Origin of the sequence: Plantibacter sp. MMLR14_011, from assembly GCF_001865025.1 — a bacterium.
GTDB lineage: Bacteria > Actinomycetota > Actinomycetes > Actinomycetales > Microbacteriaceae > Plantibacter > Plantibacter flavus_A.
In genome coordinates this window covers 67,709-90,038 of sequence record NZ_MJGW01000008.1, presented here as the reverse complement: position 1 = coordinate 90,038, position 22,330 = coordinate 67,709, and the positions used below count along the sequence as shown (strand labels likewise).

Genomic DNA, 22,330 nt, shown 5'->3' with positions numbered 1-22,330 from the left:
TCAGGCGAGGGAGTTCGGGTCGACGCGGTTGACGAGCGGCTCCTCGGTGACCCGACGTCGGAGGTTGTCGAGGAAGATCGCGGTTCCGCGATCGGCGGTGGCGTTCGTTGTGGCTCCGTTGTGCGGCGTCACCACCACGTCGTCGCGCGACCAGAACGGCGAGTCCGCCGGCAGCGGCTCGACCGTGTGCGCGTCGAGACCGGCTCCCGCGACGGCACCGGAGTCGAGGGCTGTCAGGAGGTCCGCGTCGACGACGATGCCCCCTCGGGAGACGACGACGACGGTGGCTCCCGGGCGGAGCGCAGACAGGACGCGGAGGTCGATCGCTCCGCGCGTCTCCACGGTGAGTGGGGCCGTCACGACCAGCACGTCGCACCGCCCGGCGAAGTCGAGGACCTCCTCCGGTCGGTACAGGCGGTCGACGGCGGCCGGGGGGCGACCGACGTCACGGCGGAGGCCGATGACGGTCATGTCGAAGGCGCTCGCGCGCGGCGCGAGGGCGGCGCCGATGTTGCCGAAGCCGTAGATGCCCATCGTCTTGCCGGCGAGCTCGCCGTGGACGAACCGGTCCCATCTGGCCCCGCGGGCGGCATCCGACCAGCGATGTCCGCCTCGGTCGAGCTGGAGGGCCAGCAACATCGCGTGCTCCGCGAGCGGAACCGCCCCGTTGCCCGCCGAGGACGTCACCGTGACGCCGCTCCCGCGGAGCACCGGTCCCACCTCGGACTCGACGCCGGCGGCCCAGGAGTGCACCCAGGCGAGCGCCGGCAGCCCGGGCAGCTCCTCGTCGCGCACCCGGCCTGCGATGATCGTGGTCGCGGGGTGGGCGGTCTCGTCGTCGAGGACGCGGACCTCGGGGAAGTCGCTGCGGATGCGCGAGCGCACGGCGTCCGCCTGGCCGCCGCGGATGAGGACCACCTCAGGCGTCATCCCGCTCACCTCCGTCCGGGACGACGACGACCGCTCCGTCCACGACCTCGACGATCTCGACGAGGAGATCGTCTCCGACCGTCGACACCGTGGCGTCGACGTCGCCGGCGGTCACATGGTGGACGCGGGTGCCGACGGCGTCGGCCGCCCTCCCGGGGAACCGCAAGCGGGTTCCACGGACCGGGACGGTGGGACCGAAGGAGTTCCGACGTTGACCGGAGTGGTTGAGCACGTGTACGACGAGACCCGCTCGGGAACGACCGACGGACACCTCCACGTGTTCGCTCGCCTCGACCCCCACCGTTCCATCCTCCCCGACAGCGTCGACCACGAGATCGGCGATCAGGTCGCGGATGGCCGTGAGCCCGAGTTCGCGATACGCCGCGCCGACGGTCCACGGGACCTGCGTGGCCCGTCCACGACCGAGCGTGAACACCCCGCAGGCCGATACCGGTCCCACCACGTGACCGTGGGCCTTCTCGGGCGGTCCGTACGGTGCTCGCGGGACGAACGGGTGGCGCAGCTCCGCGCCGGAACGCCACGCCAGGGTGTGCAGCCGCCCACGCACGGGCACGAGGTCCGAGCCTTCGACCGACGGCCCACCGCCCCGTTGGACGTAGCTCGACTTGAGCGCCTCCGCGTCGTCTTCCAGCGACCGTTGCCGCGCTCCGGGGAGCCAAGCGACCACGGAGCCGTCCGCGTGGATGCCCGACCGCCCCGTCGCGACGACCCGCCCACCGGCGCGCACGAACGCCTCGAGAGCGGCGTCCTCCTCCGCGGTCGGGGCGATGAGATCCGGGAGGACCAGCACGCGGAAGCGTCCGAGGTCCACGACGGGCAGCGACTCCGCCGGCACGACGTCGACGGCGACGTGCCGCTCCAGCAGGGCGGAGAACAGGCCGCGGAACTCGGCGACCGACGCGAGCTGCACCTCGGCGGGCGCCGCGAGCGGGTTCGGTCGGACGATACCCACGTCGGCCGCGGGCGCCAGTCCGGCGTACATGTCGGCGTGATCCCGGTGGAAGCGCGTCACGACCCCGGCCAGAGCGAGACAGGCATAGTCGATGAGCCCGGCCGGCCCCATGATGTACGTCGACGGGTTCGCCCCGCGCGACACCGCCTGGAGGAGGTACTGCCCGAACATCTCCGGCTGTTCACTCGCCAGCCGGTACGGCATGTCGATGAAAGCCACGGCGTTCACCAGGACCGGTTTGCCTGGCTGCGCGACCCGGAACGCGCTCACCGACTCACTCGTCGCGTGTGGCCAGAGCGGGCGGCCGAGGGCGTTGTTCGCCTCATGGAACAGGATGTCCGCCGAGCGGCCCAGGATGAGCCCAGCGTGGGGTGCTCGTTCGGCGATGTGCCCGCGGATGCGCGCCGTCAGGCGGTCGATGGTCGCCGCGGCGAACCGTTTCCACTCCAGGTAGCCGGGATCACCCGCGAACGACGGCAGCTGCTCGATCCCGGTCTCCCGGACGAAGGCCTCGGCGCAGGCGTCGCAGTGACAGACGCCGTGGACCCGTCCTCCGTAGTCGACCTCGTTGAACCCGAACCAGTTGAAGAAGAATCCGTCGACGGGATACGCGTCGAGGATCTCGTCGATGATGTCGAGCGACCGGTCCTGGTAGTACCCCGCGCTGGGGCAGACGCTCACCAGCCCCTCGTAGACCTGTCGTTCCCCACTCGGTGACCGGAAGCACCACTCGGGGTGCTCGTCGGCGACGCGCGCGGCGACCTTCGAGAAGTCCATGCGGGCGAGGAGTCGGACGCCACGACGATGCGCGGCTTCGATCGCGTCACCGACGAGGTCGCCCCCGGGGCGCTCCTCGAGCAGTGGGTTCCTCGACTGGAACGGCAGCGTCGACGGGAAGTGCGAGAGGATGCCTCCGACGTTGAGCAGCCAGACGCCGGCACCGTGCTCCTGGATGGCGTCCAGGACCGTCTCGACGTCGAGCAGCGCGTCGATCTCGCGCAGGTTCGTCTGGAACATGTCGAACGGCTCGTGCCACCAGCCCGGGCGGACGTCGGCGGTCTCGACGGCCGCGCGTGGTTCCGTGACGGTCATGCGCCAGCCCCGCCGTTCATCGAGCGGGCGAGCTCGACGAGCGCGGAATGGTCGGAACCGCCCTGGCCGCGGGCGACCACCGAGCGGAGCAGCTGCGCGACGAGTCCGGTCGCGGGAAGACCGACGCCGGCGGTTCGCGAAGCCACTTCGACGATCGCGAGGTCCTTGGCGTGGAGCTCGGACCGGAAGCCGGCGCGGAAGTCGTCCGCCAGGACCGAATCGGTCTTGCGTTCGAGGACGGTGCTGCCTCCGAGACCCTTGCGGATCACCGAGAGCGCCGTCTCCACGTCGACGCCCTGGGCCTCGAGGAAGACGACAGCCTCGGCGAGGGCCTGCAGATGGAGTGCGACGACCAACTGGTTGGCGGCCTTCACGACCTGGCCGCTACCGCTCGGGCCGACGTGCACCACCGAGGCGCCGAACGTCTCCAGGACGGACCGCCAACGCTCCAGGGTGGACGACTCACCACCGACCATCACGGAGAGGGTGCCCTCGCGCGCGCCTGCCTCACCACCGGACACCGGGGCGTCGAGCGCGCCGTGGCCCGCCTCGATGAAGGCGGTGGCCACATCACGAGCCGTCTCGGGTCGGATCGTCGAGAGGTCGATGTAGTCGGCCCCGTCGGCGAGGTGCGCGAGGATCCCGTCCGTGCCGAGCGCGACCGATTCGACGTCCGGCGAGTCCGGCAGCACCGTGATGACGAGTTCGGCACCGGTGACGGCCTCGGCGACGGAGTCGGCCACGCGGAGGCCGGCGTCCCGGGCGGCCGATCGGCTCGCATCGCCCCGGCTGAACCCCGTCACGTCGTGTCCGGCTGCGGCGAGGTGCTCCGCCATCGGGCGCCCCATCACGCCGAGTCCCACGAATCCGATGGTCGTCATCGTCTCTCTTCCTGTCCGTTGTCGCCCGGTCGATCGAGCTATCGATATACCAAGACAAGAAGCGAGCTCCATCGCCCCGGCGTTGCGTTCGAGTATTTCGATATACCAAACTGGTGTCAAGCACCCCGATCAAAAAGGAACGAACAATGCAGTTCTCCGCAAACCTGTCCATCTTGTTCACCGAGGTGCCGTTCCTCGAGCGGTTCGCCGCTGCGAAGGCCGTCGGGTTCGTCGACGTCGAGTGCTGGTGGCCGTTCGCGACACCCGTCCCCGAGGAGGCGGAGCTCCAGGCCTTCCTCGCTGCGATCGAGCGGGCGGAGGTCTCGCTGCGGGCGATCAACCTGTACGCCGGCGACATGCCCGCCGGAGACCGCGGCGTGGTGTCGCACCCCGGGACCGAGCAGCTCGTCGCAGACACCGTCGACGTGGTGGCGACGATCGTCGAGGCGACCGGGTGTCGTGCGGTCAACGCGCTCTACGGCGTCCGGCCGGCAGGCGTCTCGCACGAGACCCAGCTCGCCACCGCCGTCGCGAACCTGGGTCGTGTCGCCGAGCGCCTCGATCCGCTCGGCGTCCGGGTCCTCGTCGAACCGCTCACGAGGGGCGAGAACGGCGACTATCCGGTGACGACGATCGACGAGGCCCTGGAGGTGATCGATCGGGTCGACCACCCCGCGGTGCGTCTGCTCTTCGACGCCTACCACCTGCACAACAACGGCGCCGACGTGGGGCAGGACGTCGTGGTGTGGGCCGATCGCATCGGCCATGTCCAGATCGCGGACAGCCCGGGACGCGGCGAGCCCGGTTCCGGGACGATCGACTTCGACGCGTTCTTCACCGCCCTGGAGGTCAGCGGGTACGACGGGTTCGTCGGGTGCGAGTACCGACCGACGACCACGACAAGCGAGAGCCTGGCCTGGCTCACCGAGCTGCGCGGGGCTCAGGCCCCGGCGATGCGATCCGGGGCGTAGACGCGGTCCGCGGTGTCGTGGAAGATCGCCCGCTGCTGCGCCGCCGACAGTGACGCGGCGGCGTCGAGGTACGCGTCCAGGAGCCCCGCGTAGTCGGTGAACATCCCGTCGACCGGGAAGTTGCTGCCGAACATCACCCGATCGGCGCCGAAGAGCTCCACCAGCGTGAGCACGGGCTCACGCACGAGCTCGCTCGACCACGGGACCCCGGCGACGCAGAGCCCGGACGCCTTCACGACGACGTTCGCGTGCGCCGCGAGTCCGGCCATCGCCTCACGCCAGCCGGCCACCGTGGCCGGTTCGCGGTCGAGGAGGACGCCCGCGTGATTGACGACGATCAGTGTCTCGGGCACTTCGGCGGCGAGGTCCGCCGCCTCGTGGAGGTTCCACCAGGGCGTCTGGAGTTCGAAGTGGAGACCGTGCGTCGCGAGAGCCGCGTACCCGCGCCGCCACAGCGGGTCGCTCAGGAGCGTCCGACCACCGAGCCGCGCCTCGTCGGCGGTGGCCGGTCCCCCGGGCTTGTGACGCACACTGCGGACGATCGGCGAGGCCGCCTGGGCGGCGACGACCTCGGCGGCCGTCGGAGCGTCGAGCCACGCCTGCGCGGCCATCGCGCCCGGTACGCCGCCCTCGGCGGACAGCTCCTCGACGTAGCGCGTCTCGCCCAGCGGATCCGCCGGGTTCCATTCGGCCTCCATGTAGACGCTCGCGACGACGCCGAGACCGGCCGTGTCCCGCCGGTACTCGGCGGGCAGGTAGCTCCGCTTGACGGCGCTGTAGTCGCCGTAGCGATGCGGGACGAGGACGTCGGGCAGCAGCCACGGGTACCGGTTCCGCTCGAGGTCCCACACGTGGTGGTGCGCGTCGATCACGGGGCCTGCGTACCGTCCGGCCGCCAGACCCGACGACTCAGGCACGAGCCGGCTCCGCCGGCGTCGGCTTCGCGACCCCGGAGAAGTTGATCATGAGCGACGCCGCGAGGTAGACCGCGGCTGCGATGGCGAGGAAGACGAGCACCGCGGTGTAGCCACCGGTGACGTCGAGCAGCACACCCGCGACGATCGGTACGACGATGCCGGCAGACGTGCCGGCGAAGTTCATGACCCCGCCGACGAGTCCGACCTTCTCCTTCTTCGCGAGCATCGCCGGGATGGTCCAGTAGAGACCCCCGAAGAGGTTGAAGAAGACCCCGATGCAGAGCAGGGTGACCGCGAGTGCTGCGTCGGTCACGAACGGGAGCGAGATCAACGCGATGAGGCTGAGCGCGCCGGAGCCGCCGAAGAGCAGTTTGAACGAGCGGTTCCGGCTGAAGACCCGCTGCAGCCGGTCCGCGAGGAACCCGCTGAGGATCTCCCCGAGGGCGCCGCAGAGGAAGATCAGGAAGGTCGCGAAGCCCATCGCCTGGAGGTCGAGCCCACGGGCGTTGCTCAGGTAGCTGGGCCCCCAGGTCACGAGGCCCCAGAACACCATCGCCCAACCGAAACGGCCGATGACCATCGCCGTCGCGTTACCCCGGGTCACGCCGGGCTTCTCGTCCTCTGGACCACCGGCGACCGTGATGAGGTCCACTTCAGCGCGGTTCACGAGACGGTGTTCGCTCGGCAGGTTGCGGATGTACAGGTACACGCAGAACCCGATGACGACCGTGGAGACGCCGATGATGATGAACGACCACCGCCACGAGCCGGTCGCGGTGATGAGCCAGGCGACCAGGAGACCGCCGAAGGCCGCACCGAGTGGTGCGCCGGAGTCGATGAGCGTGACGCCGGACGCGCGACGCTTGGGCGGCATCCAGTTCGAGACGAGCTTGGATGCCGCCGGCATGTACGGCGCCTCGAAGGCACCGAGTCCGAGGCGCGCGAGGATGAGCATCACCCCGTTCACAGCGAGCCCGGCGAACGCGGTGAAGGTGCCCCAGACGGCCGAGGCGATGCCGATGATCCGCCGTGGACCGAAGCGGTCCGCGGCGAGACCGCCTGGGATCTGCATGAGGCAGTACGTCCAGAAGAATGCGCTGAGGATGACGCCCTGCATCGTCGGGGTGAGCTCGAACTCCCCGACGATGCTCGGCATCGCGACCCCGAGCGAACTCCGGTCGATCGAGTTGATCGTGTAGAAGAGGAAGAGGACGACGACGACGCTCCAGCGGATGTTGGTCGCTCGACCGCCACCACGCTGCTGATCGGGTGCGTTCGCGGTTCGGCGGCTGTCGGCGGTCATGGACGGTCTCCTTCGACGGTGACGAGCTTGGGGATCTGGGCGTCGCCGCGGCGGGCCGAGCGGACGGTGAGGACGAGGACCGCGCCGAGGACCATGAAGCCGGCCGAGACGACCAGGGCGATGTTCGGGCTCCCGGTGGCGTCTCGGACGAAGCCGATGAGGTACGGCGCGGCGAAGCCGGCCAGGTTCCCGGTCGAGTTGATGAGCGCGATGCCGCCCGCGAGAGCGGTGCCGGTGAGCATGGCGGTCTGGAAGCTCCAGAAGATCGCCGGGATCGCGAGGGCGCCGGCGTTGGCGAGGCTGAGGCCGATGATGCCGAGCACGGGGTTCGGACCGGCGATCACGCAGATCGCGAAGCCGATGAAGCTCAACCCGAAGGCCGCGGCGATGTGCTTCTTGCGCTCCTGGTGACGGTCTGAGCTGAAGCCGAAGACGACCATCGCCACCATCGCGGCGATGCTCGGGATGGCCGAGATGAAGCCGATCTGGAGCGTGCCCTCGACGCCGAGGCCCTGGATGAGACTGGGGAGCCAGAAGCTGATGCCGTACAGCGCGAAGTTGTAGGAGAAGTAGATGAGCGCGAGGAGCCAGATGATCGGGCTGCGGAACACGTCGCGCAGGGGGGTGTGCCCTGCGGGTGGACGCTCCGCTTCGAGCATCTCGCTCAGGCGGGCCTTCTCGGCGTCGTCGAGCCACGGCGCGGTCCGGTGGTCCTCCCGGAGGAACTTCAGGATGACGAAGCCCAGGATGACCGTGGGGACCGCCTCGATGATGAAGAGCCACTGCCAGCCCTGCAGGTCGAGCGCCAGATGCGTGCTGTTCAGGATGATCCCGGAGAGCGGTCCTCCGACCACCCCGGAGAACGCGAGGGCGAGGTAGAACACGCCCCAGGCGCGGCCCCGGCGGCTCGCCGGGAACCACTGCGCCATGTAGAAGAGCACCCCGGGGATGAAGCCGGCCTCGGCGACACCCAGGAGGAAGCGCATGAGGTAGAACATCCACTCGGAGTCCACGAGGAACATCAGACCGGAGATGATCCCCCACGTGATCATGATGCGCGCGATCCACACGCGCGCTCCGACTCTCGCGAGGATGAGGTTCGAAGGGATCTCGAAGATGAAGTAGCCGATGAAGAACACGCCGGCTCCGAGGCCGTACACGGCGTCGGAGAAACCGAGATCCGAGGACATCTCGAGTTTCGCGAAGCCGACGTTGACGCGGTCGAGATAGGAGAGGAAGAACCCCATCATCACGAGTGGGAGGATTCTGAATGCGATCTTGCGGAACAGTTTGTCGTCGTTGACGCCCATGGGGTGGTCCTTCGGGTTGCTGCGGATCGGGGGTGGTGGTGCGGGTCAGTCGTCGAGCGGGACGCGGTACACCCGCGCTGCCGTCCGGGCGAAGAGCTGGTCGAGATCGTCGTCAGAGGCGCCCGACAGACCGCTGAGGACGGTGTCGACGACCTCGCCGAAGCTCGGAGCGGTCAGCGTGGCGACCGGGAGGTTCGAAGCGAACATCGACCGGTCGACTCCGAAGACCTCGACGGTCTCCGCGACGACGCGTTCGTTCGACTCGCGCTCCCAACGGTTGCGCGGCAAGCCGAGCTCGGACACCTTGACCGTGGTGTTGGGCAGGGCTGCGAGCGCACGCATGCCCCGGCGCCAGACGTCGAGTCCGGCCTCGGACCGGTCGAGCGGCAGCCCGCAGTGGTTGACGATCACGGGGATCCCGGGCAGCTCGCGGACGATGTCCGCGGCCTCTGCGAGGTGCCAGTAGGGCACCCGGAGGTCCCAGGAGAAGCCGTACCGCTCGAGTTCGGCGAGACCGGCGAGCCACACGGGGTCCTGCATCGTCCCCGGGGTTCCGGCGATCGTCTCGGCTTCCGCCGCGGTGGCCGAGGTCACGGGCTTCGAGCGGATGCCTCGGATGAGCCCGATCTCGGCGTGCTCGGCGAGCACGTCGCCGAGGTCCGGGCGTGCGAGCGACGCGTGGGCCACGGCTGCGGCCGGGAACCTCGGGTCCTCGCGGTGCAGGCGGTCGAGGAACCGGCTCTCGTCGACCTCCTGCTCGCGGGAGCGTTCGGCTTCGACGTGCACCGTGCCGACGACGCGATACCCCGCTGTCGCCTCCCGGTACTGGGCGGGCAGGAAGGTGTGGAGCATCCCCGTGTAGTCGCCGAGGAAGAACCGGTCGTTGTACTCACCCTGGAGCCAGGGGTAGTAGCCGGGGCCCTCGAAGTCCCAGAAGTGGTGGTGCGCGTCGAGGATGCGGATTCCGCGCGGGTCGACATGCGTCATGCGCCGAGCTCCCGGCCGACGGCGAAGGCGTCCCAGAGGCGCTGGTCGAACCCGTCGATGTCCTGCAGGGTGATGAGTTCGCCGGCCGCCACGGGGCGGACGAGCCTGGTGCGGTCGAGGAGGTAGAACGGCGCGACGTCGGGAGCGGTGTCGGCGGTCGCCCGCAGCACGGGTGCGACGCCGTCGATCTCGTGGTGGTGCCCGGCGACCTGGAGCGCCGCGCCCGCGGGGAGGTCGCGCTCGGCACGGCCGGTGAGGGTCGAGTACTGCCGAGGCTCGGCGGGCACGCGGTGTCCGGACACCGCTTCGAGGACGGACAGCGGGGTCTCGACGCCCATCAGGTGGTATGGCGAGAAGATGCAGGCGTATCGTCCGTCGCGGCTCACGACGTGCCCCTTCTGCCGCAGCGTCTCCCAGGTGACGGCGTCGCCCGTCTCGACGATGACGAACTCACCCCCGGCGAAACTGGCCTCGCCCGGGAGCCGGAGCATGCTGAAGACGTCCGCGGCCCCGGTCCGGCTGAGGAGTCCCCCGTGCTCGCGGAGGGCGTAGACGTCGGCCAGTTCGTCGGGCCGGGCGACGGGGTAGTGCATGGTCTCGACGTCGGGCACGTGTCCCGAGTACTGGGAGACGACGGCCATCTCGCAGGAGTCGGCCGCGGCCGCCCGCTTGAACCCGGCGACCGCCTTCGCGCGGGCGTCGAGGGTCGCGGTGCGGTCGTCACCGAGGGTGAGCAGCTCGGCGAGTTCCGGCGCGTGCAGCTCGGCGTCGAGCTGACGGACGACACCGGTCGATGGATCGAAGACGAGGTCGTACTCGCTGGACTTGCCGACCGCGACGACCGGCAGGCCGACGGCCTTCACCCATCCGAGCAGCGCGAGCAGGTTCGCAGGCTGGTCGCCCATTCCAGGGAGGTAGGCGACACCGGCTTGCTTCGCCCGGTCGGCGAGGTACACCCCGGACAGGCTCTCGACCTCCTTGCTCACCATGATGACGTGCCGGCCCTGATCGATGGCACGCTCGGCGAACGTGAACCCGGCCCGGGTGCTGCCGGTGGCCTCGACGAGGACGTCATACGCCTCCGCGGTGAGGAGCTCGATGTCGTCGACGAGCGCGAGCCGGCCGCCCGCGACGGCGTTGGACACCTCGACCGCATCGCGACAGATCGACCAGGAGGTGTCCGGGTACCCGAGCTCGTTCAGCAGCGATGACGCCGCTTCGAGGTCGAGGTCCACGAGAACGGAGGCGCGCATGGTCTCGAGTCGCTTGAGCTGCGCGAGGAAGGTCCGACCGAACCCACCGCTCGCGCCCGTGATGGCGACCGCGATGGGTCCGCCGTCGGTCTTCGTGATGGTGGAAGCTGCTGGGTGAGACATCGTGTGTCGGGTTCCTCTCTGAACGACGTCGCGCGAACATCACGCTTCACATCGATTCACACAAACTATGACTGATTTATACTATTGTCAATTATCGACACAGATATTCACACCGACGCGGGCCGTGACCAACCCACCACCGCGCGGAGGACGAGAGGCACCGGATGACCCACCTGGGCGGTATAGCCGACGATTTCACGGGAGCGACCGACCTCGCGACCAACCTCGCCGGACACGGCTTCGACGTGGTCGTCGTGACCGAGCGCGGACTCGACGCCATCGAACAGGATCCGAGCGTGCGCGCACGCCTGAGCGAGTACGAGGCGGTCGTCGTGGCGTTGAAGACGCGGACCGCCCCCGTGTCGGCGGCCGTCGACGCCTCACTGCGGGCTCTCGGAGCGCTGCGCACGCTCGGCGCGGAACGCATCTACGACAAGTACTGCTCGACGTTCGACTCCACCGACGCCGGCAACATCGGACCGATCCTGGATGCACTCGCCGAAGCCCTGGAGATGGACCGGACCGTCGTCGTCCCGTCCTTCCCCGACAACGGGCGCACCGTCCGCGACGGCATCCTGGAGGTGCACGGCGTCCGGCTCGAGGACTCGTCCATGCGCACGCATCCCCTCACCCCGATGACACGGTCACGGGTCTCCGAGCTGCTGCGCCCGCAGACCACCCGGACGATCGCCGAGATCCACACCGCGACCGTCGACGCCGGCGCAGGAGCGCTGCTCGAGGCCATCGCGGCCAGCGACGCCGACTACCTCGTCGTCGACGCGACGTCCGACCACCACCTCTCGACCATCGCGGCAGCGACCGCCGACGCGCGACTCATCTCCGGCGGGTCCGGTCTCGCTCTCGGGCTCGAACCGCAGGCGCCGCGGTCCGCCGCGCCGATGGCGGTGACCGCCGGCCGCCGGCTCATCCTCGCCGGGAGCGCCTCGAGCGCGACCCAGGGCCAGGTCAGGCACGCCGCAGAGCGCATGCCGCACCGGAAGGTCGATGTCGGAGCGCTCGCCACCGACCCCGACGGCGAGCTCGACGCGATCGCCGCCTGGGCGGTGCAACAGCCCGAGGACGGCCCGGTGCTCGTCCACGCGGTGGCCGAGCCCGCGGACGTGGTCTCCTCCCCCGAGGCCGCCGCGGCGGTCGAACGGCTGCTGTCCGCGCTCGCCGTGCGTCTCGTGGGCGCGGAGGCGGGCTTCACCCGGCTCGTCGTCGCCGGTGGCGAGACCTCCGGCGCCGTGGTGTCGGCACTCGGCCTCGACGAACTCGTCATCGGACCGCGCATCGCTGCCGGGGTCTGTTGGGCGTCGGGCGTCACCGATCGGGCCGGTACCGGCATCGCCGTCAACGTCGCCTTGAAATCGGGGAACTTCGGTGACGAGGACCTCTTCTCCGCCGCCTGGAAGGAACTGCACGCATGAGCCTCGGCCTCCACGATCCCGTGTCCACCACCAGGACCCAGCTCGCGTCCGACCTCGTCGCCGCGGGCGCCGCCGTCGTCGCCGCCGGGCTCAGCCCGGGCAGCAGCGGCAACCTCAGCGCTCGCGCGACCGACGGCACCATACTCATCACGCCCGGTGGTGCCGTTCTCGGCGCACTGGACCCGGACCGGCTCGCGGTGCTCGACGCCGACGGCGAATGGGTCGGCGGCGACAAGCCCTCCAAGGAGGCGTCGCTGCACCTCGCGCTCTATCGCAAGAACCCGGAGCATCGCGCCATCGTGCACGTCCACTCGCCGCAGGCCGTCGCCGCCTCCTGCCTCGAGCCGTGGGCTCCGCACAGCGCGCTCCCGCCGCTCACTCCCTATTTCGTCATGCGCGCCGGCCAGACCCCGCTCGTCCCCTACCGCGCGCCGGGTTCGCCGGAACTCGCCGATCTCCTGACCGCCCTCACGTTCCCGTTCCACGCTGCGCTGCTGCAGAACCACGGGCAGCTCACGAGCGGACGCGACCTCGCCACCGCCATCGATGCGGCGATCGAGGTCGAGGAGGCGTCGCGTATCACCCTCATGACCGCCGGTCAGCGACGTCGCCTGCTCGACGAGGCGGAGATCGCGGACCTCACCGCACGCTTCGGATCGTCGTGGACGCCCGACAGCCGATAACGTGGACCGCACGCCGACGGATGACGAGGAGACGATGACCACCGACACCGGAGATCTCGCCCATCTCATCCCCGAGCAGCGACGCGAGCTCATCGTCAAACACCTGCGACGCGAGCAGGTCCTGAGCTTCCCCCAGCTGGCGAGCCTGCTGGAGGTCAGCCACATGACGATCCGGCGCGACGTCGCGGCGCTCGAGGAGGAGGGCCGCGCGCTCTCCGTCCCGGGTGGTGCGAAGATCGCCAGTCGTCTCCTCGCCGAGCCGAGCCACGCCGAGAAGGCGCTGGTCGACGCCGGCGAGAAAAGCGCGATGGCAGCGGCGGCCGCGGAACTCGTGACCGACGGGTCGACGATCTACCTCGACGCCGGCACGACGATGCTCGCGATGGTGCCGCATCTCGCCGTACGCCGGGATCTGACCGTCGTGACCAACGACTTCGCGATCGTGCGCGAGCTCATCGACCACCCGTCCATCGAACTCATCAGCGTCGGGGGTCGCGTCGACCTCGCGAACCAGTCCACCGTCGGGCGACTCGCCGCGGAGATGATCCGTCAGCTCGCCGTGGACGTGGCCTTCGTCTCCACGAGCTCGTGGGACCTGAAGCGCGGGCTGACCACTCCCGCGGAGTCCAAGGTCGAGGTGAAGCACGCGGCCATGTCGGTCTCGTCCGAGAACGTCCTCGTCGCCGGGAGTTCCAAGTACGGTTCCTTCGCCAAGTACAAGGTCGTCGACCTCTCCCGGTTCGACCTCATCGTCACCGACTCGGGTCTCAGCCCGAACGTCGCATCGGGCATCCAATCGCTCGGGGTGACGGTCCGACGCGTCGACTGAGCGCGTCACTCCGACAGGACGCCGGGCATGGTCCACACGGTGGACTCCCCCGGGACCGAACCGGCTTGGAGGGAGCCCAGCACGACGGCGTCGTGTTCCGCCTCGAGCGGGAACGGCTCGGTCCCGAAGTTCGTCAGGACCTGCCAACCGTTCGGCCGCACGAATCGGACGACGTCCGGCCGCCCCGTCTCGATCCACTCGAGGCGCTCCTCGTTCTGCAGCAGTCGTCGCAGCCGGAGTGCCTCACGGTAGAGCGAGAGCGTCGAGTTCGGATCCGCAGCCTCGACATCGACCGCGTACTCGGCGAACCAGGTCGGTTGCGGCAGGTGCGCGACCGCACCTCCGAATCCGAACGACGGACCCTGCGCCGACCAGGGCAGCGGTACGCGGCAGCCGTCGCGACCCAGCCCGTCGTACTCGCCGCCGCGGAAGAACGCGGGGTCCTGGCGCTGCTCCGCGGTGATCGCGGCGACCTCCTGCAGACCGAGCTCCTCGCCCTGGTAGAGGTAGGTGCTCCCGGGAAGCCCGAGGAGCAGGAGCGTCGCCGCTCTGGCGCGTCTGAGGCCCTGGTCGCGATCGATGTCGGACTCGGGACCACCCGCCGCGACCCACTCGGTGCCCTGCTTCACCGGCCGCCCGGCCAGGGGTGGGAGTCCGTACCGCGTGGCGTGACGGGTCACATCGTGGTTGGACAGCACCCACGTCGTCGACGACCCCGTCTCCGCCGCCTGCGCCAGGTTGTCGGTGATGACCGTGCGGAACTCGGCGGCATCGAAGTCCGCCTCGAGCAGGTCGAAGTTGAAGGCCTGGCCGAGTCCCTCCGCCGATGCGTACTTCGCCCGACGCTCGGGCGAACCCACCCACGCTTCGGCGACGGCGGTGCGCGGCGGGTCGTACTCCTCGAACACCCGCCGCCACTCGGCGTACACCTCGTGCACGTCGTCGCGGTCGAGCAGCGGATGGTTGCCGTCCTGTGGCATGAGATCCAGTTCAGCGCGACTCGGCAGCGGCTCGGAGAGATCCTTCGTGAGCATGTGCGCGACGTCGATCCGGAAACCGTCCACGCCGCGATCCGACCAGAACCGCAGGGTCTTCAGGAAGTCGGCGCGGACCTCGGGGTGGTCCCAGTTGAGGTCCGGCTGCTCGGTGGCGAAATTGTGGAAGTACCACTGGCCGTCCTCGACCCGCTCCCAGGCGGGGCCGCCGAAGACCGACTCCCAGTCGGTGGGCGGTTCCTCGCCTGATGCGCCCTTCCCCTCGCGGAAGACGTACCGGTCGCGAGCCACCGACCCGCGACCGGCGGTGAGCGCCTCCTGGAACCACGCGTGCAGATCCGAGGTGTGGTTCGGCACGATGTCGACGATGACCCGGATACCGCGCTCGTGCAGTGCGGCGATGAGTTCGTCGAAGTCCTCCAGTGTGCCGAGCCGCGGGTCGACGTCGCGGTAGTCCGCGACGTCGTACCCGCCGTCGGACAGCGCCGAGGGATAGAACGGACTGAGCCAGATCGCGTCGATCCCGAGCTCGGCGAGGTAGTCGACCCGGGAGCGGATGCCCGGCAGGTCGCCGAGACCGTCCCCGTCCGCGTCGGCGAAGCTCCGCGGGTAGATCTGGTACACGGCGGCCTGACGCCACCAAGTGGCGTCGGCCGTCCGCCGGGCGTCGGCGGACTCGGTGTCGGTGTCGGTGTCGACGAGTAGTGCGTTGGTCATGACGGCGTGGTCCTCGGGCTTTCTCGTGGTGGATGGGTCCGGTGTCTGTCGGTCGGTCGGACGGGTCACCCCTTGACGGCACCCTGGGTGACGCCCGACATCACCCAACGCTGCGCGAACAGGTAGGCGATGATCGCGGGGGCCATCGCCATCAGGTACGAGGCGAAGGCGACGTTGTAGTTGCTGCTGAACTGGGTCTGGAAGAGGTTCTGTCGCACCGGGAGGGTCTGGAGTCCCGCGTCCGAGATGATGAGCGACGGCATCATGAAATCGTTCCAGGCGTAGAGGAACGCGAAGATGCCGACCGTGGCACTCATGGGAGCCAGGAGCGGGAAGATCAGCTTCCAGAACGTCTGCCAGGTGCTCGCACCGTCGATGCGCGCACTCTCCTCGAGTTCGATCGGGATCGACCGCAGGAACGCCGTGAAGAGCAGCACGCTGAAACTCAGCTGGAACATCGTGGCGAGGATGATCACCCCGAACGGGTTGTCGAGTCCGACACGACCGGTCAGCTGAATCTGCGGTAGGGCGACGACCGGGAACGGGATGAACATCGCGGCGAGCAGGTAGAAGAACGAGAAGCGGAACAGTCGGCGATCCCAGTTGCGCACGATCGCGTACGCGGCGAAGGAGGCCAGGATGATCGTCGCGACCACGGTCCCTGCGGTGACGAGGAGCGACATCGCGAAGCCGACCGGGAACTTCGTGAGCGTCCACGCCTGGACGAAGCCGTCGATGCTGAACGGTGCCGGGAGCGAGAAGGCGTTGCCGTCGACCGACTGGGTGTCGGTCTTGAACGCCATCGAGATCGTCACGTAGAGCGGCAGCAGGACGGTCACAGCGCAGAGCAGCAGGATGATCGTCGTCGACCAGCTCACCCGCTCTCCCCTGGTCCGCTGCTTCGGGGTGGCGTTCGCCGTGGTGATGGACTGGGTGCTGAGCACGGTTGGCGTGGCCATCAGAGTGCGTTCCTTCCGCGCGTCGCCAAGAGTTGCACGAGGGCGATGATGATCGTGATGATGAAGAACAGGGTGGCCGTGGCCATCTGGTAGGCGTAATCTCCGGTCTGGAACCCGCGGATGATCGTCATCGAGATGCTCCGTGTGGAGGTGCCCGGGCCACCGTTGGTCAGGCCGACGATGATGTCGTAGGCGTTCAGGTAGTTCTTGAAGCCGAGGATCACGTTGATCACGACGTATCCCATCACCAGCGGCAGGGTGATCCGCAGGAGCTGCTGGCGCTTGTTCGCGCCGTCGAGCGACGCCGCCTCGTAGACGTCACCGGGGACCGCGAGCAGACCTGCGATGTAGATGAGCAGCGTGCCGGGGATCGACTGCCAGGCGGTCACGATCACGATGCCGAGCCAGGCGAGGTCCGGGTTCGAGAGGATGCTCGTCTCGAGGAACGGGATCCCGAGCGCCGAGCCGGCGGCCGGCACCGAGTTCATGAAGAGGAACTGGAACACGTAGGCGATGATGATGCCCGAGATGACCATCGGGATGACGAAGATCCCGCGAAGTCCCATCTTGAAGCGGATCTTCGCGGTCAGGCCGACCGCGAGCAGGAACGCGATGACGTTCACCGCGATGACCGTCACGAGCGAGAACCCGAAGGTGAAGAGGAAGCTCGTGAGGATGGCCGGATCGCTGAACGCGGCGATGTAGTTCGTGAAGCCGATGAACTCCCAGTCGCCGATCCCGATGGAGTCGGTGAAGCTGAAGAAGATGCCGACGACGCCGGGGAGCGTGATCGCGAGCGTGAACAGGATGACGGCTGGGAACAGGAAGAAGTAGTAGATCGGTTCGACCCGTTTGGTGCTGCGTCGGACCTTCGGGTCGCCCCCGGTCACGATCGATGTGGTGGCGCTCATTCGGAACCCTCCTTGCTCGCGACGGGCGGCTGTCGGAACGCGAGTCGTGCCCAGTCCGCGTCCATGGTGCGGAGCATCGAAGCCGCGTTGGTGCCGAGGACCAGCGACTGCGCGTAGTTCTCGGTCGGGATGGCGCGGGGGTTGAGCACGCCCGGGCCCTGGTAGAACGCGCCGGCGTCGTAGTACGGGATCATGCCTGCGACTCGCGGGTCGTCGGGAGCCTTGCCGTCGTCCGTCGGGACGAACCCGAGCTGCGATTCGTTGTAGGCCTGGATGACCTCCGGCTGGAACAGGTACTCGAGGAAGTCGCGGGCACCCTCGGGGTTCTTCGCCTCCTCGGGGATGATGGTGACGAGGTCGAGGTTCACCCGGACCTTGAGGTCCTTCGGGTCTTCGGTCATCGGCAGCGGGAAGGTCCCGAGGTCGAGGTCCGGTGCGGTGAGTGCGATCTGGCTGAACGCCCACGGGCCCTGCAGGTACATGGCGCCCTTGCCCTCGGCGAAGGCGACGTTACCGGCGTCGTAGGTGCGACTCGGCGCATCGGCCTGCGTGTACTCCTTGGCCAGCAACTGCATCTTCTCGACGGGCTCCAGGAAGTCCTTCTCGAAGGAGACCGGAGCATCCGGTCCGACCTCGGTGCCTTCCTCCGCGAGCCGGTCGTAGAAGTCCGGGATGTCGACGGCGCCGCCGACCGAGTAGTCGAACCAGCCCTGGTTGGCGGTCCAGGCATCGGCGAACGTCGCGTAGAACGGCGCCACGCCGGCCGCCTTCAGCGTGTCGGAGACGGCGATCAGTTCACTCCACGTCGTCGGCACCTCGAGGCCGTACTCGGCGAAGATCGTCTTGTTGTAGATGACGGAGGCGGCCATCACCGAGTAGGGCAACGCGCTCGTGCGTCCCTCGCAGACGCCGTACTGGTCGAGCAACGGCTGGAGGTCGTCGCGGATGGACGCTGCCGCCGTGGTGTCGGACAGGTCGGAGAGCGCGCACCGTTCGACGAAACGCGACACCTCGTGGTTGTAGTTCGAGAGCATGAGGTCCGGCGGGTTGCCACGGACGAAGCTCGCCGCGAGCGGATCGGGCCCCGAGGTGTCCATGACGACCTCGTACTGCTGCTGCGAGGCGTTGTAGTCCGCGACGGCCTGGTTCATGAAGGTGAACGCCTCACGCTTGCTGAACGTGAAATGGATGGTCTCCCGGCCATCACTCGAGCAACCGACGAGGACGCTGGCCAGGAGCGCCACACCCGCCACTCCGGCCGTGGCGCGTATCGCGCGTTTCAGTGGGTTCGACATCATTGTCCTTCCGCGGAGCCCTCGATGGATCCGCTGACTAAATACAGAGAGTAAATCAACTGATGACGGAAACTCTGCCATCCGTTCGACGTCTGGTCAAGCACCGGTTCCATCACGACAGCCATTGGTCGGAACCCGTGATCGTTCACGGTTCTGCGCGCCGTGCCGCTCTCCCCCGGCTCGGCATCCGCGCACGACCTCGGGATCGTGGATATCGTTGTCGGTCATGGAAGCGACGACGACGGAGCGGGCAGTGGAGCCGCGCTCCTCCAGCATCACCGCCGTCCTCGATCACGCCTGGGCGTCGTCCGCGTTCACCGCAGCCGACGTCATCTCCGCCACCGGCTTGTCACGATCGACGGCGATCACGCTCTCCGACGAACTCATCGGACTGGGTTGGCTGACGGAGCTCGATGACGCGCGTCAGGCCGGTGCCGCCTATCGGAAAGGTCGACCCGCCCGTCGCTACGAGCTGCGCATCGATGCCGGGATCGTCGTCGGTGTCGACGCCGGAGCCCACTCCATCACCGCCATCGCCGCAGACCTGCGCGGTCGGGAACTCGCGAGGTCGCACCACACCGTCGATCCGGCGGCCACCGCTGAGGCCCGGGTCGACGCCGTCGACGCGGCGATCGATGAGGCCATGCGGCAGTGCGGCACGAAGCCGCCGCTCTGCATCGTGCTCGGCGTCCCGGCCCCCATCGACGCGCTCGGGCGGTCCCCCCAGGGCAACGTCTTCTGGGATCGGATGAACCCTCGGCTCGGTGAGCGCATCCGCGACCGTGGCTGCGCGGTCGTCACCGACAACGACGCGAACCTCGCCGCCGTCGCCGAGGGCGCGATCGGTGCCGGCGTCGGCGTCGACTCCTACATCACGGTGGTCACGGGCGAGCGGCTCGGCGCCGGATACGTCGTCGACGGTCGCCTCGTCCGCGGTCGCGGCCGGGCGGGCGAGCTGCACCTCCTCGATCTCGTCGACGGCGTCGGCTCATCGCTAGGCATCGCCGCGCTCCTGCGCGATTGGGGTCGCGAGTACCGCGAGAGCGGCGGGCTTCCGGAGAGCAGCCCACTCAGCCGCATACCGGTCGCGCAGGTGGATGCGCAGTCGGTCCTCGCTGCGGCGGACCAGGGCGACACGGTCGCGCTCGACCTGGTGCGCCGGATGGGTGATCGCATCGCGCGGATGAGCGCCATCCTGGGCGGGTTGCTCGACGTGGAGCGCATCGTGTTCGCCGGTGGGATCTCCCCGTCGATGTCGCAGCTGCTCGCGGTCGCGTCGGAGCGTATCCCCGGCTACATGAGCGCCGAACCTCCCCAGCTCGTCGCGTCGGAGCTCGGCGCCGACATGGTGGCGCAGGGCGCGGTCGCGACCGCGATCGACGACGTGCGTCGCAACGCACTGCGGATCGACCTCGCCCGACCAGTACGCTGACGTCGTAGCCAGCCGGAAGGAGCACCATGGCCGATGCGATCGTCCTCGTGTCAGGGGGTGCGGCCGTGACCCCGTTCACGAGTCCGGACCATGCCGCCGGCTCCGGCCTCGCCGCCGGGAACACCCTCACCGCGCTGCGTGCCCACCTGCTCGGGCGGGAGGTTCCGGTCTTCACCGCACCGGCACGCATCGGTGCCGGTGAGGTGCACGAGGACACAGGTTGGCAGGGGTTCGCCGACGTCCCGATCGCGCTTCCCGCCGCGGTGACCGTCAACGCCGTCGGTGGGATCGACGCCGGCGGGACAAGCCTGGGCGCGTTCCTGCGGTGGCTGTCCGAGGAACACGGCTTCGCGGGCGTCGATCTCGTCGCCCACTCCATGGGCGGTCTCTTCTCTCGTGCCGCGATCCGCGAGCTGCGCGACTCCGGCCCGTCGATCGGCCGGCTGGTCACCCTCGGCACCCCCTGGGAGGGGTCGCTCCTCGGCGACGTGCTCACCGGCGAGGTCTCGGTCCACGACGCCCACGGCGATGCGGGGACCGCGACGATCCTCGAGCGGTCGAGGGGCTATGCCGCCGAGCATTCACAGGGCGCTGCCGACGAGGTCTCACGCCGGTTCCTGCGCGAGTGGAACACGACGCAGCTCGGGTTCCTCGACGACGTCGCCGTCACCGCGGTCGGTGCGGGTCACTTCCACACGGCAGCCGAGCCTCGGCAGCTCTGGCCACACGACGGCCTGGTGGCCCTGCGAAGCGCCCGAGCCGACGACGTCCCGGTCGACGTCCTCCCCCGCGTGGTCCGCCGTTCCTTCGAAGACGACGTCCACAGCATCTTCTTCGCCGACGCCTTCGACCTCCCATGGGAGCGCGCGCTCACCTGGGATCCCGAGGTCTTCGCCGTGGTCGACGAGGCGCTCGCGTTCTGAGCCAGCGTCGATGTCCGTGCAAGCGGACCAGCGCTTCGGAATATACCCCGGAGGGGTATCGTTCGGCTTGCTGAACGAACCGAAGGAGTACTCATGAGCGACCACACCCACCACAGTCACGGCCCAGCAGCCGACAATGCGACCTCCTGGCGGATGGCGGCCACCGCCACCCTCCACTGCCTCACCGGTTGTGCCATCGGCGAGGTGCTGGGCATGGTGATCGGCACCGGCCTCGGACTGCACAATCTCGGCACCGTGGTGCTCTCGATCGCACTGGCCTTCGTCTTCGGCTACGCGCTCACGATGCGTGGCGTGCTCCGCGCGGGCCTGTCCTGGCGCGCCGCCATCGGTGTCGCGCTGGCCGCGGACACCGTGTCGATCGCGGTCATGGAGATCATCGACAACACCGCGATGCTCGCCATCCCCGGAGCGATGGACGCCGGCCTCACCAGCGGCCTCTTCTGGGGGTCCCTGGTCGCCGCTCTCGCCCTGGCCTTCATCGTCACCACACCGGTCAACCGTTGGTTGATCAGCCGCGGCAAGGGGCACGCCGTCGTCCACGAACTCCACCGCTGAACCAGTCCGGGAAGCCGGACAGCCGGGCCGAGTCGTCGTGATCGGAGGGCGCAGTACGATCGTTGCCATGCGAGTCGTCTTCATCTCGTGGCTGGTCGTGATCGTGGCAGGCCTGCTGTACATGTTCCTGATCCCGCTCATGGGGAGGTGACGTGATGTCAGCCGTCCGCCGTCACAGTCTGAGCCTGTTCTTCGGGCTGATCTTCATCCTCGCCCTGTTCGGGCAGTCGATCGCCGGTCTCGTCGCGTACAACGAAGACCAGCTCGCGCACGGTCAGGCGACCGTGGACTATCTGCACTTCATCACCTCGTCGGCGTTCGTCGTCGACGTGGCCGAGAACTGGCAGTCGGAGTTCCTCCAGTTCTTCCTCTTCATCCTCGCGACGGTCTGGTTCGTGCAACAGGGGTCTCCGGAGTCGAAGAAGCTCGGCGACGAGGGCCTCGGGAGCGACGAGGATCAGCTTGTCGGACGACACGCGCGCCCCGACTCGCCCCGTTGGGCGCGCGCGCACGGCTGGCGTCTCTGGCTGTACTCCAACTCACTCCTCCTCGTGATGGGTGTCATCTTCGTGTTGTCCTGGTCAGCGCAGGCCGTTGCCGGCACGGTCGTCTACAACGCTGAACAGGCGGAGCACGGTGAACCGTCGGTGACCGTCATCGGATACGTCTCGTCGGCCGACTTCTGGAACCGGACGCTGCAGAACTGGCAGTCGGAGTTCCTCGCAGTGGGCTGCATGGTCGCCTTCTCGGTCTACCTGCGTCAGCGAGGATCGTCCGAGTCGAAACCCGTCGGGACACCGCATCACACCGCCTCCGTCGAAAACGAGTGAGCGCGTGCCC

General features: G+C 68.8%; 20 protein-coding genes. 8 read left to right on the top strand and 12 right to left on the bottom strand.

Translation table 11 applies throughout. From position 1 onward, the window contains the following. The 3 genes from BIU99_RS04885 to BIU99_RS04875 are packed head-to-tail and all read right to left on the bottom strand — an operon-like array spanning nucleotide 1 to nucleotide 3,876. On the bottom strand, nucleotides 1–930 hold the full coding sequence (locus BIU99_RS04885; RefSeq protein WP_071259982.1) for a D-2-hydroxyacid dehydrogenase: 930 nt from the start codon (nucleotides 928–930) through the stop codon (nucleotides 1–3). Beyond that, nucleotides 920–2,995: a beta-galactosidase trimerization domain-containing protein gene (locus BIU99_RS04880; protein WP_071259979.1), complete on the bottom strand. Its 2,076-nt coding sequence runs from the start codon at nucleotides 2,993–2,995 to the stop codon at nucleotides 920–922. The genes BIU99_RS04885 and BIU99_RS04880 overlap by 11 nt, the downstream gene beginning before the upstream one ends. Next, complete coding sequence (locus BIU99_RS04875; protein WP_071259976.1) at nucleotides 2,992–3,876, bottom strand: NAD(P)-dependent oxidoreductase; 885 nt, start codon at nucleotides 3,874–3,876, stop codon at nucleotides 2,992–2,994. Before BIU99_RS04875 ends, BIU99_RS04880 begins: the two co-directional genes overlap by 4 nt. Before the next feature lie 146 nt (nucleotides 3,877–4,022). Here BIU99_RS04875 and BIU99_RS04870 point away from each other — a divergent pair, with 146 nt between their 5' ends. Next, nucleotides 4,023–4,847 carry a hydroxypyruvate isomerase family protein gene (locus BIU99_RS04870; RefSeq protein WP_071259974.1) on the top strand — a complete coding sequence of 275 codons (825 nt, stop codon included), beginning with the start codon at nucleotides 4,023–4,025 and terminating at the stop codon, nucleotides 4,845–4,847. Here the strand turns inward: BIU99_RS04870 and BIU99_RS04865 are convergent. From BIU99_RS04865 to BIU99_RS04845, 5 genes are read right to left on the bottom strand one after another with little or no spacing between them, the layout of a single operon-like run. Then, nucleotides 4,817–5,719 carry an amidohydrolase gene (locus BIU99_RS04865; RefSeq protein WP_254773571.1) on the bottom strand — a complete coding sequence of 301 codons (903 nt, stop codon included), beginning with the start codon at nucleotides 5,717–5,719 and terminating at the stop codon, nucleotides 4,817–4,819. The genes BIU99_RS04870 and BIU99_RS04865 overlap by 31 nt on opposite strands. Nucleotides 5,720–5,756: 37 nt before the next feature. After that, nucleotides 5,757–7,067, bottom strand: a complete 1,311-nt coding sequence (locus BIU99_RS04860) for an MFS transporter (protein ID WP_064293714.1) — start codon at nucleotides 7,065–7,067, stop codon at nucleotides 5,757–5,759. After that, on the bottom strand, nucleotides 7,064–8,377 hold the full coding sequence (locus BIU99_RS04855; protein WP_064293713.1) for an MFS transporter: 1,314 nt from the start codon (nucleotides 8,375–8,377) through the stop codon (nucleotides 7,064–7,066). Before BIU99_RS04855 ends, BIU99_RS04860 begins: the two co-directional genes overlap by 4 nt. A gap of 45 nt (nucleotides 8,378–8,422) precedes the next feature. Continuing rightward, nucleotides 8,423–9,364: an amidohydrolase gene (locus BIU99_RS04850; protein ID WP_064293712.1), complete on the bottom strand. Its 942-nt coding sequence runs from the start codon at nucleotides 9,362–9,364 to the stop codon at nucleotides 8,423–8,425. Next, nucleotides 9,361–10,740: a homoserine dehydrogenase gene (locus BIU99_RS04845; RefSeq protein WP_071259972.1), complete on the bottom strand. Its 1,380-nt coding sequence runs from the start codon at nucleotides 10,738–10,740 to the stop codon at nucleotides 9,361–9,363. Before BIU99_RS04845 ends, BIU99_RS04850 begins: the two co-directional genes overlap by 4 nt. Nucleotides 10,741–10,904: 164 nt before the next feature. Between BIU99_RS04845 and otnK the strand changes: the two genes are divergently transcribed. The 3 genes from otnK to BIU99_RS04830 are packed head-to-tail and all read left to right on the top strand — an operon-like array spanning nucleotide 10,905 to nucleotide 13,682. After that, a complete protein-coding gene (gene otnK / locus BIU99_RS04840) occupies nucleotides 10,905–12,170 on the top strand; it encodes a 3-oxo-tetronate kinase (protein ID WP_071259970.1) in 1,266 nt (421 codons plus the stop codon). Continuing rightward, nucleotides 12,167–12,853, top strand: a complete 687-nt coding sequence (locus BIU99_RS04835) for an aldolase (protein ID WP_064293709.1) — start codon at nucleotides 12,167–12,169, stop codon at nucleotides 12,851–12,853. Before otnK ends, BIU99_RS04835 begins: the two co-directional genes overlap by 4 nt. A 34-nt stretch (nucleotides 12,854–12,887) precedes the next feature. Beyond that, nucleotides 12,888–13,682: a DeoR/GlpR family DNA-binding transcription regulator gene (locus BIU99_RS04830; protein ID WP_064293873.1), complete on the top strand. Its 795-nt coding sequence runs from the start codon at nucleotides 12,888–12,890 to the stop codon at nucleotides 13,680–13,682. Nucleotides 13,683–13,687: 5 nt separating this feature from the next. Here BIU99_RS04830 and BIU99_RS04825 read toward each other — a convergent pair whose 3' ends face one another. The 4 genes from BIU99_RS04825 to BIU99_RS04810 form a co-directional block, all read right to left on the bottom strand. Further along, nucleotides 13,688–15,394, bottom strand: coding sequence for a glycoside hydrolase family 13 protein (locus BIU99_RS04825; protein WP_071259968.1), 1,707 nt, complete (start codon nucleotides 15,392–15,394; stop codon nucleotides 13,688–13,690). A gap of 65 nt (nucleotides 15,395–15,459) precedes the next feature. Continuing rightward, the gene (locus tag BIU99_RS04820) at nucleotides 15,460–16,353 is read right to left on the bottom strand and encodes a carbohydrate ABC transporter permease (RefSeq protein ID WP_064293707.1); all 894 of its coding nucleotides are present in this window, start codon (nucleotides 16,351–16,353) and stop codon (nucleotides 15,460–15,462) included. After that, complete coding sequence (locus tag BIU99_RS04815) at nucleotides 16,353–17,264, bottom strand: carbohydrate ABC transporter permease (RefSeq protein WP_071259966.1); 912 nt, start codon at nucleotides 17,262–17,264, stop codon at nucleotides 16,353–16,355. Before BIU99_RS04815 ends, BIU99_RS04820 begins: the two co-directional genes overlap by 1 nt. Next, nucleotides 17,261–18,559 carry an extracellular solute-binding protein gene (locus tag BIU99_RS04810; RefSeq protein ID WP_064293872.1) on the bottom strand — a complete coding sequence of 433 codons (1,299 nt, stop codon included), beginning with the start codon at nucleotides 18,557–18,559 and terminating at the stop codon, nucleotides 17,261–17,263. Before BIU99_RS04810 ends, BIU99_RS04815 begins: the two co-directional genes overlap by 4 nt. A 226-nt stretch (nucleotides 18,560–18,785) precedes the next feature. Here BIU99_RS04810 and BIU99_RS04805 point away from each other — a divergent pair, with 226 nt between their 5' ends. The 4 genes from BIU99_RS04805 to BIU99_RS04790 all read left to right on the top strand — a co-directional run bounded on the left by BIU99_RS04805 (nucleotide 18,786) and on the right by BIU99_RS04790 (nucleotide 22,320). Next, complete coding sequence (locus BIU99_RS04805) at nucleotides 18,786–19,991, top strand: ROK family protein (protein WP_071259964.1); 1,206 nt, start codon at nucleotides 18,786–18,788, stop codon at nucleotides 19,989–19,991. Between the two features lie 26 nt (nucleotides 19,992–20,017). Then, the gene (locus tag BIU99_RS04800; protein WP_071259962.1) at nucleotides 20,018–20,914 is read left to right on the top strand and encodes a triacylglycerol lipase; all 897 of its coding nucleotides are present in this window, start codon (nucleotides 20,018–20,020) and stop codon (nucleotides 20,912–20,914) included. A gap of 93 nt (nucleotides 20,915–21,007) precedes the next feature. Further along, nucleotides 21,008–21,490 (top strand): DUF4396 domain-containing protein, encoded by a 483-nt coding sequence (locus tag BIU99_RS04795; RefSeq protein WP_071259960.1) that lies wholly within the window; start codon nucleotides 21,008–21,010, stop codon nucleotides 21,488–21,490. A 155-nt stretch (nucleotides 21,491–21,645) separates the two neighbouring features. Then, nucleotides 21,646–22,320 (top strand): DUF6766 family protein, encoded by a 675-nt coding sequence (locus BIU99_RS04790; protein WP_064293870.1) that lies wholly within the window; start codon nucleotides 21,646–21,648, stop codon nucleotides 22,318–22,320. Nucleotides 22,321–22,330 lie beyond the last annotated feature (10 nt).

Bases quoted from the DNA above. Each gene is read 5' to 3' on its own strand.
- BIU99_RS04800 (WP_071259962.1), top strand. From the start codon at position 20,018: ATGGCCGATGCGATCGTCCTCGTGTCAGGGGGTGCGGCCGTGACCCCG.
- otnK (WP_071259970.1), top strand. From the start codon at position 10,905: ATGACCCACCTGGGCGGTATAGCCGACGATTTCACGGGAGCGACCGAC.
- BIU99_RS04820 (WP_064293707.1), bottom strand. From the start codon at position 16,353: ATGGCCACGCCAACCGTGCTCAGCACCCAGTCCATCACCACGGCGAAC.
- BIU99_RS04805 (WP_071259964.1), top strand. From the start codon at position 18,786: ATGGAAGCGACGACGACGGAGCGGGCAGTGGAGCCGCGCTCCTCCAGC.
- BIU99_RS04870 (WP_071259974.1), top strand. From the start codon at position 4,023: ATGCAGTTCTCCGCAAACCTGTCCATCTTGTTCACCGAGGTGCCGTTC.
- BIU99_RS04845 (WP_071259972.1), bottom strand. From the start codon at position 10,740: ATGTCTCACCCAGCAGCTTCCACCATCACGAAGACCGACGGCGGACCC.
- BIU99_RS04815 (WP_071259966.1), bottom strand. From the start codon at position 17,264: ATGAGCGCCACCACATCGATCGTGACCGGGGGCGACCCGAAGGTCCGA.
- BIU99_RS04880 (WP_071259979.1), bottom strand. From the start codon at position 2,995: ATGACCGTCACGGAACCACGCGCGGCCGTCGAGACCGCCGACGTCCGC.
- BIU99_RS04860 (WP_064293714.1), bottom strand. From the start codon at position 7,067: ATGACCGCCGACAGCCGCCGAACCGCGAACGCACCCGATCAGCAGCGT.
- BIU99_RS04885 (WP_071259982.1), bottom strand. From the start codon at position 930: ATGACGCCTGAGGTGGTCCTCATCCGCGGCGGCCAGGCGGACGCCGTG.
- BIU99_RS04825 (WP_071259968.1), bottom strand. From the start codon at position 15,394: ATGACCAACGCACTACTCGTCGACACCGACACCGACACCGAGTCCGCC.
- BIU99_RS04830 (WP_064293873.1), top strand. From the start codon at position 12,888: ATGACCACCGACACCGGAGATCTCGCCCATCTCATCCCCGAGCAGCGA.
- BIU99_RS04790 (WP_064293870.1), top strand. From the start codon at position 21,646: ATGTCAGCCGTCCGCCGTCACAGTCTGAGCCTGTTCTTCGGGCTGATC.
- BIU99_RS04875 (WP_071259976.1), bottom strand. From the start codon at position 3,876: ATGACGACCATCGGATTCGTGGGACTCGGCGTGATGGGGCGCCCGATG.
- BIU99_RS04795 (WP_071259960.1), top strand. From the start codon at position 21,008: ATGAGCGACCACACCCACCACAGTCACGGCCCAGCAGCCGACAATGCG.
- BIU99_RS04835 (WP_064293709.1), top strand. From the start codon at position 12,167: ATGAGCCTCGGCCTCCACGATCCCGTGTCCACCACCAGGACCCAGCTC.
- BIU99_RS04850 (WP_064293712.1), bottom strand. From the start codon at position 9,364: ATGACGCATGTCGACCCGCGCGGAATCCGCATCCTCGACGCGCACCAC.
- BIU99_RS04855 (WP_064293713.1), bottom strand. From the start codon at position 8,377: ATGGGCGTCAACGACGACAAACTGTTCCGCAAGATCGCATTCAGAATC.
- BIU99_RS04810 (WP_064293872.1), bottom strand. From the start codon at position 18,559: ATGTCGAACCCACTGAAACGCGCGATACGCGCCACGGCCGGAGTGGCG.